Source organism: Streptomyces mangrovisoli (assembly GCF_000974985.2).
GTDB classification, from domain to species: domain Bacteria; phylum Actinomycetota; class Actinomycetes; order Streptomycetales; family Streptomycetaceae; genus Streptomyces; species Streptomyces mangrovisoli.
In genome coordinates, this window is record NZ_LAVA02000039.1 from 1 (window position 1) to 15005 (window position 15005).

Sequence of the window (15005 nt, forward strand, 5' to 3'; positions counted from 1 at the left end):
TGCCCCGCACAAGCCCCGCCCTGCCCTCGGCCGATCCCGCACGCCCCGACCCCGCCCGCACCGGTCACGCCCCCGCCGATCCCGCCCGGTCCGACGACGCCACGCCCACCGGACCGGTCCGCCTCGGCCCCGTCCGCCTCGGCCCCGGCTCCCGTGCGGTGCTGCGTCCGGCGGCCATGGAGATCACCGGCGGCTTCTGGCACGCCCGGCGCGAGACCAACGCCCGTGTGTCCATCCCTCAGGGCCCGGCCCTGCTGGAGTCCGCCGGGAACCTGCACAACCTGCGGCTGGCGGCGGGCGCGGCCGAGGGCGAGTTCCGGGGCGCGTACCCGTTCGTGGACACGGACGTCTACAAGTGGCTGGAGGCGGCGGCGTGGCAGCTCGGGCAGGGCGCCGACCCGTCGCTCGCGGCGGAGGTGGGGCGGATCGTCTCGCTGGTCGCCGGCGCCCAGCAGGACGACGGGTATCTCAACACCTGGTTCCAGCTGGTCAAGGGCGGTGAGCGTTACCAGGACCTGCGCTGGGGGCACGAGTTGTACTGCGCGGGCCATCTCATCCAGGCCGCCGTGGCCCACCACCGCACCACCGGGAGCGAGGAACTCCTGACGGTGGCACGGAAGTTCGCCGACCACATCGACACCGTCTTCGGGTCGCCCGGCAGTGGCCGCCCGGTCGACGGCATCGACGGGCACCCCGAGGTGGAGACCGCCCTGGTGGAGCTGTACCGGGAGACCGGCGAGCGGCGCTATCTGGACCTGGCCGGGTACTTCGTCGACCGGCACGGCCACGGCCTGCTGGGCCACGAGGCGTACTGCCAGGACCGCGTGCCGCTGCGCGAGGCCACCGACGTCGAGGGGCACGCCGTACGGCAGTTGTATCTGCTGGCCGCCGCGGCCGACCTCGCCACCGAGACCGGCGAGACCGAACTGCGCTCCGCCGCCGAGCGGTTGTGGCACGCCATGACCGCCGCCAAGACCCATCTCACCGGCGGACTCGGCGCCCACCACGACTGGGAGGACTTCGGCGACCCCTACGAACTGCCCAACGAGCGCGCGTACTGCGAGACCTGCGCGGCCATCGCCTCCGTCCAGTGGAGCTGGCGCATGGCCCTGCTCACCGGCTCGGCCCGCTACTCCGACCTGGTCGAACGCACCCTCTACAACGGCTTCCTGGCCGGGGTGTCGCTCGACGGCGAGCGCTGGCTGTACGTCAACCCGCTCCAGGTCCGCGACGGCCACACCGACCCCGGCGGCGACCAGTCGGCCCGCCGCACCCGCTGGTTCCGCTGCGCGTGCTGCCCGCCCAACGTGATGCGGCTGCTCGCCTCCCTCGACCACTACCTGGCGAGCGGCGACGCGGACGGCCTCCAGATCCATCAGTACACCGAAGGCACGTACACGCACGGCCCGTTCACCGTACGCGCCGAGACCGACTACCCCTGGCAGGGCACGATCGCCCTCACTGTGGAGGCGGCGCCCGACGACCGCCCGTGGACGCTGTCGCTGCGCATCCCGCAGTGGTGCCGGGAGTTCCGGGTGCGGGTCGGCGAGCGGACGTACGACCGTGCGGACGCGCCCGTCGAGGACGGCTGGCTGCGGCTGGCGCGGGTGTGGCGCCCCGGCGACCGGCTGGTCCTCGAACTCGCCCTGGAACCACGGCTGACGGCGGCCGATCCGCGGGTGGACGCCGTGCGCGGCTGCGTGGCGATCGAGCGCGGCCCGCTCGTGTACTGCCTGGAGGGGGCCGACCATCCCGGCGGCGGCCTGGACGACATCGTCCTGGACCCCACGCGCCCGCTCGCCGTGCGGCACCGCCCGGACCTGCTCGGCGGCGTCACCACCGTGATCGCCGCCGGTGTCCGCCGGCCCCTCCCGGACCCGGGGTGGTGGCCGTACCGGGCCGCCGCCGACACGGCCCCCGCGGCACCCGGCGGCCCGGTGGCACCCGGCAGCCCCACGACACCCGGCGGCGCCGTGGAGCTCACCGCGGCACACGGCGACCCCGTGGAACTCACCGCGGTCCCCTACCCCGTCTGGGCCAACCGCGAGGACGGCGCCATGCGCGTCTGGCTGCCCGTCTCCTGACCGTCCCTCAGCTTCCGTTCTACGACAACGAGGTCACCCCGTGATACGCACCCGCCGCTCCCTGCTCGCCGCGTCCGCCGCGATCGGCACGCTCCTCTCCCTCACCGCCTGCGGAGGCGGCTCCGACTCCGCGGGGTCCTCCGGCTCCGCCGGGGGGACGTACACCTTCTGGGACCCCTACCCGCAGTTCGACGCCTCCTCGGCCTGGGGCAAGCGCGTCGCGGAGTGCGGCACCAAGGCGGGCGTGACGGTGAAGCGGACCGCCTACGACACCACCGACCTCGGCAACAAGGCGCTGCTGGCGGCCCAGCAGGGCAACGCGCCCGACGTGATGATGGTGGACAACCCGGTCGTCTCCACGCTGGTGGAGGCGGGCATCCTCAACAAGACGAGCGACCTCGGCCTGGACACGTCGTCGATCCAGAAGAACATCATCGGGGCGGGCACCCTCGACGGGTCGGCGTACGGCGTGCCGATCGGCGCCAACACCCTGGCGCTCTACTACAACAAGAAGGTCCTGTCCGACGCGGGTGTGGACGCCGCCTCGATCAAGGACTGGTCCTCGCTCACGGCGGCGCTGAAGAAGGTCAAGGCGGCCGGGAAGAAGGGCATCACCTTCTCCGCGATCAACACCGAGGAGGGCAGCTTCCAGTTCCTGCCCTGGTTCTGGGGCGCCGGCGGCGACCTCACCCAACTCGACTCCGGCCAGGGCGTCGCCGCGCTGACGCTGTGGAAGCAGTGGGTGGACGCGGGCTACGCGCCCAAGGACGTCCTCCAGAACACCCAGACCACCAGCTGGCAGGAGTTCGCCACCGGGGACTACGCGTTCGGCGAGAACGGCACCTGGCAGCTCGGCAACGCCGACAAGGCGGGCTTCGAGTACGGCGTCATCAACATCCCCGCCCAGAAAGGCGGTTCGGCGCCGGTGCCGACGGGCGGCGAGTTCGTGACGGTGCCCGTGCAGAAGGACACCGGGCGCTACGACGTCAGCAAGAAGATCGTCACCTGTCTGACCTCGGCGGCCAACCTGCTCGCCTCGGACACCACGTTGACGTATGTCGCGCCGACCAGCGCGGTGCAGACCCAGCAGGTCGCGCAGAACCCGGAGCTGAAGCCGTGGGTGTCGGCGGTGGCCGCGGCGCGCGGCCGCACCAGCGGCGGCCTGGGCACCAAGTACCCGACGATCTCGCAGCAGATGTGGACCGCCGTGCAGTCGGCGCTGTCCGGCGGCAAGAGCCCCGAATCGGCCCTGAAGACGGCCCAGTCGGCGGCGGAGAAGGGCAGCAGCTGACATGGCCGTCGCACGTGTCGACCGTCCCCGGCCGGCCGCGGCCGCGCCGGGGGCGGGCGGCGAGGACGGCGAGCGGGCGGGCGCCTCGGCGCTCGCCCGGCGCCACCGCCGCACTCGGCGGCTGACCGCGCTCGCGTTCGTCGCGCCGCTCGTGGTCTACCTGGCCGCGTTCTACGTCTATCCGCTCTACCGCAACCTCGACCTGAGCCTGCGCGACTACACGGTCCGGTCCTTCGTCGCGGGGGACGCGCCCTTCTCCGGATGGGACAACTTCCGCAAGGTGCTGGACGATCCGACGTTCGGCCCGGCGATGCGCCACACGATGATCTTCACCCTGGTGTCGATCGTCTTCCAGTACGTCATCGGGCTCGCCCTCGCGGTCTTCTTCGACCGGCACTTCCGGCTCTCCACCGTGCTGCGGGCGCTGTTCCTGATCCCGTGGCTGCTGCCGCTGATCGTGTCGGCGTCGACCTGGTCGTGGATGTTCAACAGCGAGTCGGGCGTGGTGAACTACCTGCTGCACCTGCTCGGCGTGGCGCCGGTGGGCTGGCTCACCTCGCCGAACTGGGCCCTCACCTCGGTGATCATCGCGAACATCTGGATCGGCATCCCGTTCAACCTGGTGATCCTGCACAGCGGACTGCAGAACATCCCGGCCGAGCTGTACGAGGCGGCTTCGCTCGACGGGGCGGGCACCTGGCAGCAGTTCCGGCGGATCACCTTCCCGCTGCTGCGGCCGGTGTCGGCGATCACGCTGCTGCTCGGACTGGTCTACACGCTCAAGGTGTTCGACCTGATCTGGATCATGACCAAGGGCGGCCCCGGCGACTCCTCGTCCACACTGGCCACATGGTCCTACCAGTTGGGCTTCGGCACCCTGCTGCCCAGGTTCGGGCCCGGCGCCGCCGTCGGCGACATCCTCATCCTCATCGCGCTCGTCTTCGGGCTGCTGTACATCCGCGTCCAGAGGAGGCAGGAAGCATGACGGCCAACTCCTGGACCCGCAGTCGGACTTCGCGGCCCCACGCGAGCCGGTCGCAGCCCGCGGGCCGGGCCCGCTCCCGCCGGCACACGGCGATCGGGCTCGTCCTCACCGCGCTGATGCTGTTCCCGGTGTACTGGATGATCAACGTGTCCCTCACCCCGCAGCAGGACATGCGCAAGACCCCGCCCGACCTGTTCCCGCTGCACCCCACCTTCGCGGGCTACCAGGCCGTCCTGAACGACCAGTTGCCCTACCTCGGCACCAGTCTGCTCATCGGCCTCGGCACGGTCGCGCTGACCCTGGTGCTGGCCGCGCCGGCCGGCTACGCGCTCGCCAAGCTGCGCGCGCCCGGCGGCGGGGCACTGGCCCTGGCGCTGCTGATCGCGCAGATGATCCCCGGCATCGTCATGGCGATGGGCTTCTACGGCGTCTTCCTCAACCTGGGGTTCCTCAACTCCTGGTGGGGGCTGATCGTGGCGGACTCCACGATCGCCGTGCCGTTCGGCGTCATGATCTTCACCGCGTTCATGTCGGGCATCCCCGGCGAACTGATCTCCGCGGCCCGCATCGACGGGGCGGGCACCTGGCGCACCTTCCGCTCGGTGGTACTGCCGCTGAGCCGGAACGCCCTCGTCACCGTCTCGCTGTTCAGCTTCCTGTGGGCCTGGTCCGACTTCGTCTTCGCCAACACCCTCGACGGCGGAGGCGAGCTGAGGCCGATCACCCTCGGCATCTACAAGTACATCGGCAACAACAACCAGGAGTGGAACGCGATCATGGCCACCGCCGTCGTCGCGTCGATCCCCGCGGCGGTTCTGCTCGTCCTCGCGCAACGCTACGTGGCCGCGGGTGTGACCGCGGGCGCCGTGAAGGACTGAACCGGCCGCAGTCCCCCACCCTTCACCTCCCGCAGAGGAGACCCCCATGAGCCGCACGACCACGGCCGGCCGCAGACCCGGCGGCCGACTGACCGCCGCCCTGGGCGCGGCCGCCCTCGCCGCCGCCCTCGCCTCCTTCCCGGCGCACGCCGCGCCGACGTCGTCCACCACGCTGGTGGTGCACGCCGACCAGACCCTGCGCTCGGTCACCCATGCCGCCTCCGGCAGCCTCTACGGCCTGGCCAACGACAGCACCCCCTCCGACAGCCTGGTCAGCGCCACCGCGCCCAACACGTTCGTGCAGATGGCGCCGGGCGGTTCGCAGCTGCCCAACGGCGAGAGCACGCCGGCCGGGGACGCCGTCGTGGTCGCCGCGAAGGCCGCGCGGGCCGGTGCGAAGGTCGTCGTCCGGATGCCTGACTGGTACTCCACCTTCCCCTACCAGTGGGTGAGCTGGAGCGACTGGCTGGCGGCGGTCGACAAGCAGGTGGCGTCGGTGAAGGCCTCCGGCGCGAGCAACATCAGCGCCTACGAGCTGTGGAACGAGCCCGACTGGACCTGGAACACCTCCTCGGCCGGCGGCTTCGACTCCGGCTGGGCGACGACGTACAAGGAGGTCCGCGCGAAGGACTCCACCCGGTCCATCCAGGGCCCGAGCTACTCCGCCTGGAACCAGAGCTGGATGAGCACCTTCCTCACCGACGCGAAGGCCTCCGGCACGCTGCCCGACATCGTCTCCTGGCACGAGCTCCAGGGCTCCCAGGACATCGCCGCCCATGTGGCCGCGTACCGCGCCCTGGAGTCCAGTCTCGGCATCAGCGCCCGCCCGATCTCCATCGAGGAGTACGGCACCACGAGCGAGGTCGGCGTGCCCGGACCGCTGGCGAGCTACATCGCGAAGTTCGAGCGCGCGGGCGTGCACGACGCGGAGCTGGCCTTCTGGAACCACTACGGCACCCTCGGCGACACCCTGACCGACACCGGCGGCTCTACCAACGGGGCGTACTGGCTCTACAAGTGGTACGGCGCCATGTCCGGGAACATGGTGGTCACCACTCCCCCGGCGCAGACCGGCATCGACGGCGCGGCCTCGCTGACCGGTGACGGCAAGCAGGTCAGCGTGGTCTTCGGCGGCGGCACCGGCGCGTCCGCGGTGACGGTCAGCGGTCTCGGCTCGCTGTCGGCCTTCGGCTCGACGGTGCACGTGAAGCTGGAGTACACGCCGTCCAAGGGCCGTACGACCGCGGTGTCGGCGCCGGTCACGATCTCGGACACCGACTACACCGTCTCGGGCGGCTCCATCACGGTGCCCGTGACGACGAACGCCTCCGACGGCTACCACCTGGTCGTCACCCCCAGCGGCACCTCGACGTCGCTGGCGGGGTCGTACCAGATCACCAACAAGAACAGCGGTCTCGCGCTGGACACCTCGGGTTCGGGCACCACGGCCGGTACGGCGGTCGTGCAGGCGACCTCCGGCTCGGGCACCAGCCAGACCTGGACCCTGACGGCGGCGGGCTCCGGCCTCTACAAGATCGCCAACAAGGCGAGCGGACTGCTGCTCGGCATCACGAACGCGGGTACCGCGGACGGCGGCACGGCGCTGATCTGGAGCGACAACGGCACCGCGGACCACCTCTGGCAGCTGATCCCCAGCGGCGACGGCTACTACAAGATCGCCAACTACAACAGCGGGCTGCTGCTGGGCGTCACCAACATGAGCACCGCCTCCGGCGCGCAGGTCCTCCAGTGGGACGACAACGGCACGGCGGACCATCTGTGGAAGCTCACGGCTCGCTGACGCGGGCGGCGGGCACGGCACGGCACTGACCGCGAGGTCCCGGGCAGCGATGTCCGGGGCCTCGACGGCGTCCGCCTCCTTGCCCCACGACGACTCCCGAGTCGACGGCCGACACCCTGGGGCGCACGATGGTAGAAGGTCCACGACAGGACGGCTGCGACCATGGCACGCGACATCGTCGTCCTCCTCGACGGCACCGGGTACCCGGCGGGCGCGGCCTCCCATCCCACCAATGTGGTACGGCTGTTCGGGATGCTGGAGCCCGACCGGCCCGAGGAGCAACTGCTCTGCTACGGTCCCGGTGGGTCGGCTTTCGGCGCGCGTGCCGAACTCGGCGCCGCATACACCTACTTGATCCGGCACTGGCGGCCGGACGACCAGGTGTACGTGTTCGGCTTCGGCCAAGGCGCGCGCACCGCCCGCGCGTTGACCGGACTGCTCAACCGCCCCGGCCTGCTGCGCCCGAGCGCGGAACACCTCGTGCCCTACGCCGTCTCGCGCTACGCCCGCGCCGAGCACCTCGACCAGGGCGACCCGGCCGCGGCCCGCTTCTCGAGCGACTTCTGCCGGCACACCGAGGACGAGCCGCTGTGGCCGGCGGTGAAGCCGGTCAATCCGCGCGAGGTCTCCCCCTACTCCCTCCCGGTCGCCTATCTCGGCCTCTGGGACACCGTGCGGGCGGCCGGTCCGCTGCGCCGGGGCGAGCCGCGCGGGCCGTACACGCACCAGGTGCCCAACGCCGCCCGGGTCCGGCACGCGGTCTCCCTCGACGAGGACCGCCGCCCCTTCCGGGAGTTCCTCCTCGCGCCCCGCCCCGCGCTCGTGGCGCACACCGCGCAGGAGGTGTGGTTCGCGGGGGTGCACGCCGACGTCGGGGGCACGTTCGAGCACGGCCGGGACGAGCCGGTCCTCTCCGCCATCACTCTGAAGTGGATCACCGACGGGGTCCGACCGGACCTGCTGTTCCGCCCCGGCGCCTACCTGGAGGCGTGCACGGTGACGGAGGACTACGCCCACGCGGCGGCCCACCGCAACGGCGCCCTGTGGGCCCTGACGGGCCGCCGCCCGCGCCCGCTGCCGGCCGACGCCGTCCTGCACGCGAGCGTACGGCTGCGCCTGGCGAGCGCACCCCGCCGTCCGGCGGGCCTGCCCGGCCGCGGGGACGCGACGCGGTGGGCGGACCCGGACTGGACGGAGCCGGTGGCGGCACGGGAGGCGTGACCGCACGCACGCGTACGGCGGCGCGGCCCGTACGCTGGTGCCGTACGTCACACCCACCGGGCCGTATGTCACGAATGACGGGGGTCGTCTCGTCACTCTCACAGGAGCCGGACCACAGGACGGCGGCGCTCCGGAACCGGGAGGTGCGGGTCGTGCGGGATCACGCGACGGGCTTGCGGGACGGGCTGGACCCACGGGGAGGGCTCTCGTGACGCGTACGGAGGAGTTCCAGGAGCTGCGGCCGCTGCTCTTCGCGATCGCCTACCGCATCCTCGGCAGCGTCACCGAGGCCGAGGACGCGCTCCAGGACACCTGGCTGCGCTGGCAGGCCGTCGCGACCCGGCCGGTGTCGACGAAGGCGTACCTGTCGGCGGTGGTCACCCGGGTCTCGGTCGACGTCCTGCGCTCGGCGCGGCAGCGGCGGGAGGAGTACGTCGGCCCGTGGTTCCCCGAGCCGCTGCTCGACGACCCCTACCAGGACCCGGAACGGGCGGCCGAGCTGTCCGACTCGGTCTCGATGGCGGCGCTGGTGCTGCTGGAGCGGCTCTCGCCGCTGGAGCGCGCGGTGTTCGTGCTGCGGGAGGTGTTCGGCTTCTCGTTCACGGAGATCGCCGACGCGGTGGAGCGCTCGGAGACGGCGTGCCGCCAGCTCGCCGTGCGCGCCCGCCGCCACATGGCCGCGGGCCGCCCCCGCTTCGAGGCGGACACCAAGGAGCGCGAGCGGCTCGCGGACCGCTTCTTCGACGCCTTCATGGCCGGCGACGTCGACAGCCTGCGCCAACTCCTCGCCGCCGACGTGCAGATGATCGGCGACAGCGGCGGCAAGGCCCCGCTGTTCGCGTCCGAGATCGCCGGCCGCGAGCACGCCGTCCCGGTGATCGCCCTGGTCGCGGACCGGTTCGCCCGCGCGGGCGTCCGCTTCGAGGCGCACCCGGTGAACGGCCGTCCCGGCGGGGTCTTCCGCGACCCTGAGGGCCAGGTCCTCTCGACGGTCACCGTCGACATCGAGGACGGCCGTATCCGCACGATCCGCTCGGTCGTCAACCCCGACAAGCTCGGCCACCTGGGACCGGTCGCGGACGCGTGGGCGCTGGGGCGGGAGGCCAGCGGGGTGGAGTGAGGGGGTCCCTGAGGGGCGGCCGGGGGGCCGTCCTGGTGGGCGCGCCGAGGGCGGGCTGTCCCTGGTGAGCGCGGCTCGGGACGGGCTGTCCCCGGGGCGGGCCGATCGAGTGGTCTCGTGGGGGTGCGTGCCGCGCGGCGGCGGGTGGGGCGGGGTGGGCGTGGTGCCGTTGGTTGCCCGAGACCCCCATACCCCCTGAAGAGGCGCCCTGACATGAGACGTACCTCCTCCCGACGTCTGTTCGCCGCCGCGGTGCTGGCGGCCTCCGTGCTGGCACCGGTGACCCTGGCTCCCGCCGCCGCGGGTGCCGTCCGCGGGACGGCCGCCGACCGGCACCACCGGCACGACCGGGGCGACTGCCCGCACAGCAGCCTGGACCGCGCGACGACCGCGCGGCTCGACCGGGCGATCGCGGACGTGCAGCAGCAGGCCGGCATCCCCGGGCTCGTCGTCGGGCTGTGGATGCCGGGCAAGGGGAACTACCTCAGCACCACCGGCGTCCAGAACACCGCCACCGGCAAGCCGATGAGCCCCGACCTGTTCATGCGCATCGGCAGCGAGACGAAGACGTTCACCGTCACCGCGCTGCTCCAGCTCGTCGACGAGCACCGGGTCCGGCTCGACGACCCGATCTCCCGCTACGTCAGCGGGGTACCGGACGGGCGCCACATCACCCTGCGCCAGCTCGCGGAGATGCGCAGCGGGCTGTTCCCGTACACCTCCGACCCGGACTTCGTCCACGACCTGCTGAGCGACCCGCAGCGCCAGTTCACCCCGCGCGAGGTGCTCGCGTACGGCTTCAAGCACGCGAACACCTTCGCGCCGGGCGCCCAGTTCGAGTACTCCAACACCAACCTGGTGCTGCTCGGGCTGGTCGTCGAGAAGGCCGGCGGCGCGCGCGTCGCCGACTTCGTCCAGCGGCACGTGCTGCGCCCGGCCGGCCTCGGCCACACGCTGTTCCCGCGCGCCGCCGAGTTCCCCGAGCCGCACGCGCACGGGTACACCAACCAGACGCTGAGCGGCGCGGTCGAGGACTCCACCGACTGGAACCCCAGCTGGGCCTGGTCCGCCGGGGCGATGATCTCGAACCTCGACGACCTGCACCGCTGGGCGAGGGTCGTCGCGACCGGCACGCTGATCAGTCCCGAGGCCCAGCGACAGCGGCTGAAGTTCCTGCCGACCGGCCACCCCGGCACGAGCTACGGTCTCGGCATCTTCGACAGCGGCGGCTGGATCGGGCACAACGGCTCCATCCCCGGCTACGAGAGCGTGACCGTCTATCTGCCGTCGAAGAAGGCGACCCTGGTGGTGCTGCTCAACACGGACGTGACGGTGGGCGGCCAGGAGCCGTCCTCGCTCGTCGCGCGGGCGGTGACCCAGATCGTCACGCCCGACCACGTGTACGACGCGGCGGCGCCGACGCGCTGAGCGCGCCCTGCGCCGACCGGTCCGGGCCCGCGCCGCGGGACCCACCGGGAACCCGCCGACCTCGCCGTCGGCGGGTTTCGGCGTGCTGGGGCCAGGGCCGGGCTCAAGCTTCAGGCCTCAGACCTCTGACCTCTGACCTCAGACCCTCTGGAACAGGTACACGCCGACGATCTCTCCCTGGGCCGTCACCCGCTGCCCGGTCGAGAACGTCTTGTCGCGTACATCCTCGCGGAGCTGGACGTAGAGGTACTGGGCCGTGTGCAGCCGCCAGCCCACGTCCTCGATCCGGGACAGCAGGTCACCCCGCGCGGCCTGCGGCACGGCGGGGTGATCCTGCTTGGTCTCCGTGAGCGGGATGTCGATCAGCCAGCCCGCCGTGCGCCGGGGGACCTCGACCTCGAACCAGCCGTCGCCCCGTGCGAAGGCCTGGCGGGCCGCTCCGACGAACCATTCCTGCCGGCCGTCCACGCGGTCGTTGTGCCGGCGGACCCGCTCGGCCTCGCGGGTCTCGGTGTCCGAGACCCTCTGCTGCTGTCTGCGCTGCCAGCGCTCCTCGACACCCATGTGCTCAGTACAGCACCTGCGGGTCAGTGCCCCGGCGGGCGGAAGCCGACCTGGCGGCGGGCGGCCTCGTCGATCTCCTCGACGCTCAGCAGCGGGGTGGCCCGGGTGCGGAGCGCGCCGCTGGCCTTGACGGCCAGGCTGGCGGCGGCCATCGAGACGGCGTCGGGGAAGTCGAGGACGCAGATGAAGTCGTCCTCCCCAAAGGCGAAGTACATGGTCTCGACGGTGCCGCCGAGGCCCGCGACGACCTGCTCCACGGCGGCGCGGCGGCCGCTCGCGCCCTCCTTGAGGAGGCCCTGGGTGCCGTCGGGGGTGTAGCTGGCCTGGATGAGGTATTTCGGCATCGGTGGTGCTCCCTTGCTGGCCGCCTCCGGCGGTTTCGGGTGGTGCGGGTGGCCTTCCCGGCGGCGGGGGGTCGGCCCGTGTCCCCTGCCGGGATTCACCCGTGCGCCACCGGCCGCCCGGCCCCGGCCCGCGCGGTTCCCCGCGCTCGCCCCGGGGGGAGCCTCCACCTCCTCGACCGTCGAGCGCGGGTCCGCCGGGGCCGATCGCGCAGTTCCCCGCGCCCCTCCGTGGGTGATCCAGTGCGGGCCGGTGGGGGCTGGTCGCGCAGTTCCCCGCGCCCCTGAGGTGGCCCGCGGCGCAGCCCCTCCCAGGGGCGCGGGGTACTTGCGCGACCGGCCGCCGTCGGCCCGCAGACAAAAACGCAGGCACCCCCCCCCAAGGGGCGCGGGGAAGTGCGCGACCAGCCCCCACCGGCCCGCACACGAAAACACAGGTCCGCCCCCCCAAAGGGGCGCGGGGAACTGCGCGACCAGGCCCCACCGACCCGCGGACAAAAACGCAGGCACACCCCGCAAGGGGCGCGGGGAACTGCGCGATCAGCCCCCGCCGACCCGCAGCCGGACACTGCCGACCCCCGCGGAGCGGACGCCGTGTTTGGATGGGGGCCGTGGACGACACCCCCCGCACCGCAAGCCGAACAGCCGTGCTGGTCTGTCAGGGACGCGCCGTCGCGGACGGACGCGCCGCCCCGGGCCGGTTCTCGGACCGGCTCGCCGCACGGCTGCTCAGCACCGACGAACGCACTCCCGTGGACGAGGTACGAGCCGGCACCCCGCCGGACGGCTTCCGCGCCCGCACCACCTACGAGAGCGTCCGCGCCTGCGCCGAGATCATGGTGCCCCGGACGGTCGCGATCGACGACGCCCTGCGCGCCCACCCGGCCCCGCAGCTCGTCGTCCTCGGCGCCGGTCTCGACACACGCGCCTGGCGGCTGCCGGAACTGGCGCACACGGACGTGTGGGAGGTCGACCATCCGGCGTCCCAGCGGGACAAGCGCGCCCGCCTCGCCGAGGACGGCGAACCCCCGGTCGTCGCCCGCTCCGTGCGGTTCGCTCCGGTCGACCTCGCCGTCGACGACCTCGGTACGGCGCTGGACGGCGCCGGGCACGAGGCGTCCCTGCCGACAGCCTGGCTGTGGGAAGGCGTCGTGCCCTACCTCGCGCGCGAGGAGGTGCGCGCGACGCTGGCCGCGCTGGCCGCCCGCAGCGCGCCCGGCAGCATCCTCGTCCTCAACTACCAGGCGCCCTCGGCGAAGGCGACCGCGGGTCGGCTGCTGACCCGTCTGCTCGGCAGCTCCGTCACCGCCGGCGAACCGTGGCGTTCACTGTGGAAGCCGCAGCACATGGCCGCCCTGCTGACGGAACACGGCCTGCGGGTGGTGTCGGACGACGACCTCCAGAGCCTCGCCGACGCGCTCGGCTCCGTCGACGGCTCGGCACGGGGGTCGGCGTCCCTGCGGTCGGGGCGGGTTGCTGTCGCGGAGTTCTCAGCACTCCTGGACTGAGACCCGGCGGCTCCCTTCTCCGGGCGGTCCCGAGCCCCTGATTCACCTGCGGCCCGGTGGGGGGCATTCGCGCAGTTCCCCGCGCCCCTGGGGTGCTTGCGGCGCAACTCCTTCAAGGGGCGCGGGGAACTGCGCGAACAACCCCCACCGGGCCGCAGACAAAAACGCAGGCGAGGCCCCGCGTCACCGCCGATCCGGCGCGCAGGCCGCCGGGGAGGCGGCGGGGCCGGGCGGCGCCCCAGGGCCGCGGGCCACGGGGGCGGCCTCCCGGTCCGCCAGGACGTGCGCACCGCCCGGGTCCGCGGGACCCGAAGCGCCCCGGCGCACCCGGTCCCGCATCCCCAGCGCCCGCCACAACCCCAGCACGACCGCCGTCGCCACCGCGATCAGGTGCTCGCGGCCCGCCAGGTTCGGGACCGCGATCGACTCCCACACCATCGACCCGCTGGTCAGCACGAAGACGATCGGGGCCCGTCGGACGACGGCGAGATAGGTGAACAGGCCGACCACCGCCGCCGACGGCCCGGTGTCCAGCACCCGACCCGCCACGGCCGGCAGGCCGAGGCCGCCCCACCCCGGCCCGAGCGCGAGCATCACACGCACGGACAGCGTGCCCGCCAGCGTGGCGGTGTAGGCGACGGCGAGGGTGCGGGCCCGGCCCAGGGTCAGCTCCGCCAGCGCGAACGCCAGGAACAGCTGGGTCAGCCCCGCCCACACCGGCAGGTCGAGCGCGGGGACGTAGAGCGAGACCGGCGTGCGCAGCAGGGCCAGCCACAGCGGCAGGTCGCCCCGGACCCCGCCGAGCAGCCGTACGGCCACCGCGCCCGCCGGGTGCTGCGCGAGGGCGTGGAAGAAGATCACGCCGAGGCAGGCCACGAAGGCCAGCAACAGGCCCGACAGGCCACGGCGGGCGAGCTGCCGCACCGGCTCCACGACGATGTTCCGCCATTCGCCGCGCAGCGCCCGCCCGAGTGCGGTCACGGATCGCAGCACCACCGCGCCCAGTGGGCCCACCCCCTTTGTCCCGTTCCCACCGTCCGGGAGGGTAGACGCGGGCGCTCGCGGCAGGGTTCATTCACCGGACGGGCCGCCGGACGGGGCCGCCGTACACTTTGATCCCGAATGACCGCGAGACGAGGGAGTGCCCGTGCCCGGCCAGCGTTCCATCACGGAGGCGGAGAAGCTCGCGGAGGCCAAGCTCGGCGGGATCCCGGTGCGCCGGGCGCAGATGGCGGCGGTCGCCAACATGTACCGGGCAGCCTCGGCGGTGCGGCAGCACCTGGAGAACTCGGTGCTGCGCGAGTCCGATCTGACCTGGACCGCGTTCGTGGTGCTGTGGGTGGTCTGGGTGTGGGGCGAGACGGAGACCCGGCACGTGGCCGAGGAGGCGGGCATCTCCAAGGGCACGCTGACCGGGGTGGCGCGCACGCTGGAGTCGCGGGGGCTGCTGCGGCGCACGGGCCACCCCACCGACGGCAGGCTGGTGTTGCTGGCGCTCACCGCCGAGGGCGAGGCGTTCATGAACCGCGTCTTCCCCGCGTTCAACGAGGAAGAGGCCTTCGTGACCGGGCAGTTGACCGATGACGAGTGCCGCGATCTGGCGGGTCTGCTGCGCCGTGTGGTGCTCCAGGTCGAGCAGGGCGGCGAGGACCGGCGCCGTGAGCTGCTGAACGGCGCGGAGCCCGCCCCGCGGCGCAGCGGACGGCGCGCGAAGGGCTGACCGGGCGGGCCCGCACGGGTGCGGGCCGGCGGGCGCCCACCCGGTCAGGCACGACCGTCCGCGT

General features: G+C 73.0%; 13 protein-coding genes. 10 read left to right on the plus strand and 3 right to left on the minus strand.

Features of this window, described 5'->3' with window-relative positions; all coding sequences use genetic code 11:
* Positions 1 to 176: 176 nt before the first annotated feature.
* From WN71_RS18075 to WN71_RS18110, 8 genes are all read left to right on the plus strand, one after another.
* Complete coding sequence (locus WN71_RS18075) at positions 177 to 2084, plus strand: glycoside hydrolase family 127 protein (RefSeq protein ID WP_046583506.1); 1908 nt, start codon at positions 177 to 179, stop codon at positions 2082 to 2084.
* 40 nt (positions 2085 to 2124) lie between these two features.
* On the plus strand, positions 2125 to 3375 hold the full coding sequence (locus WN71_RS18080; protein WP_046583468.1) for a sugar ABC transporter substrate-binding protein: 1251 nt from the start codon (positions 2125 to 2127) through the stop codon (positions 3373 to 3375).
* Position 3376: 1 nt separating this feature from the next.
* Complete coding sequence (locus WN71_RS18085; protein ID WP_046583469.1) at positions 3377 to 4360, plus strand: carbohydrate ABC transporter permease; 984 nt, start codon at positions 3377 to 3379, stop codon at positions 4358 to 4360.
* A gap of 116 nt (positions 4361 to 4476) precedes the next feature.
* A complete protein-coding gene (locus tag WN71_RS18090; protein WP_046583508.1) occupies positions 4477 to 5238 on the plus strand; it encodes a carbohydrate ABC transporter permease in 762 nt (253 codons plus the stop codon).
* A 46-nt stretch (positions 5239 to 5284) separates the two neighbouring features.
* Positions 5285 to 7039 carry an RICIN domain-containing protein gene (locus WN71_RS18095; protein ID WP_046583470.1) on the plus strand — a complete coding sequence of 585 codons (1755 nt, stop codon included), beginning with the start codon at positions 5285 to 5287 and terminating at the stop codon, positions 7037 to 7039.
* A gap of 162 nt (positions 7040 to 7201) precedes the next feature.
* Positions 7202 to 8260, plus strand: a complete 1059-nt coding sequence (locus tag WN71_RS18100) for a phospholipase effector Tle1 domain-containing protein (RefSeq protein ID WP_046583471.1) — start codon at positions 7202 to 7204, stop codon at positions 8258 to 8260.
* Positions 8261 to 8468: 208 nt separating this feature from the next.
* A complete protein-coding gene (locus WN71_RS18105) occupies positions 8469 to 9380 on the plus strand; it encodes an RNA polymerase sigma-70 factor (RefSeq protein WP_046583472.1) in 912 nt (303 codons plus the stop codon).
* A 213-nt stretch (positions 9381 to 9593) separates the two neighbouring features.
* On the plus strand, positions 9594 to 10808 hold the full coding sequence (locus WN71_RS18110) for a serine hydrolase domain-containing protein (protein WP_046583473.1): 1215 nt from the start codon (positions 9594 to 9596) through the stop codon (positions 10806 to 10808).
* A 138-nt stretch (positions 10809 to 10946) separates the two neighbouring features.
* Here WN71_RS18110 and WN71_RS40945 read toward each other — a convergent pair whose 3' ends face one another.
* Together WN71_RS40945 and WN71_RS18120 are read right to left on the minus strand one after the other, a co-directional pair.
* A complete protein-coding gene (locus WN71_RS40945) occupies positions 10947 to 11372 on the minus strand; it encodes a hypothetical protein (RefSeq protein ID WP_046583474.1) in 426 nt (141 codons plus the stop codon).
* A gap of 23 nt (positions 11373 to 11395) precedes the next feature.
* Complete coding sequence (locus WN71_RS18120; protein WP_046583475.1) at positions 11396 to 11716, minus strand: GYD domain-containing protein; 321 nt, start codon at positions 11714 to 11716, stop codon at positions 11396 to 11398.
* Between the two features lie 608 nt (positions 11717 to 12324).
* Between WN71_RS18120 and WN71_RS18125 the strand changes: the two genes are divergently transcribed.
* Positions 12325 to 13221, plus strand: coding sequence for a class I SAM-dependent methyltransferase (locus WN71_RS18125; protein ID WP_079177942.1), 897 nt, complete (start codon positions 12325 to 12327; stop codon positions 13219 to 13221).
* A gap of 183 nt (positions 13222 to 13404) precedes the next feature.
* On the opposite strand, the gene WN71_RS18130 is transcribed toward WN71_RS18125, so the two are convergent.
* Positions 13405 to 14202 (minus strand): hypothetical protein, encoded by a 798-nt coding sequence (locus WN71_RS18130; protein ID WP_079177943.1) that lies wholly within the window; start codon positions 14200 to 14202, stop codon positions 13405 to 13407.
* A gap of 166 nt (positions 14203 to 14368) precedes the next feature.
* Between WN71_RS18130 and WN71_RS18135 the strand changes: the two genes are divergently transcribed.
* Positions 14369 to 14941 (plus strand): MarR family winged helix-turn-helix transcriptional regulator, encoded by a 573-nt coding sequence (locus WN71_RS18135; protein WP_046582867.1) that lies wholly within the window; start codon positions 14369 to 14371, stop codon positions 14939 to 14941.
* Positions 14942 to 15005: the final 64 nt, after the last annotated feature.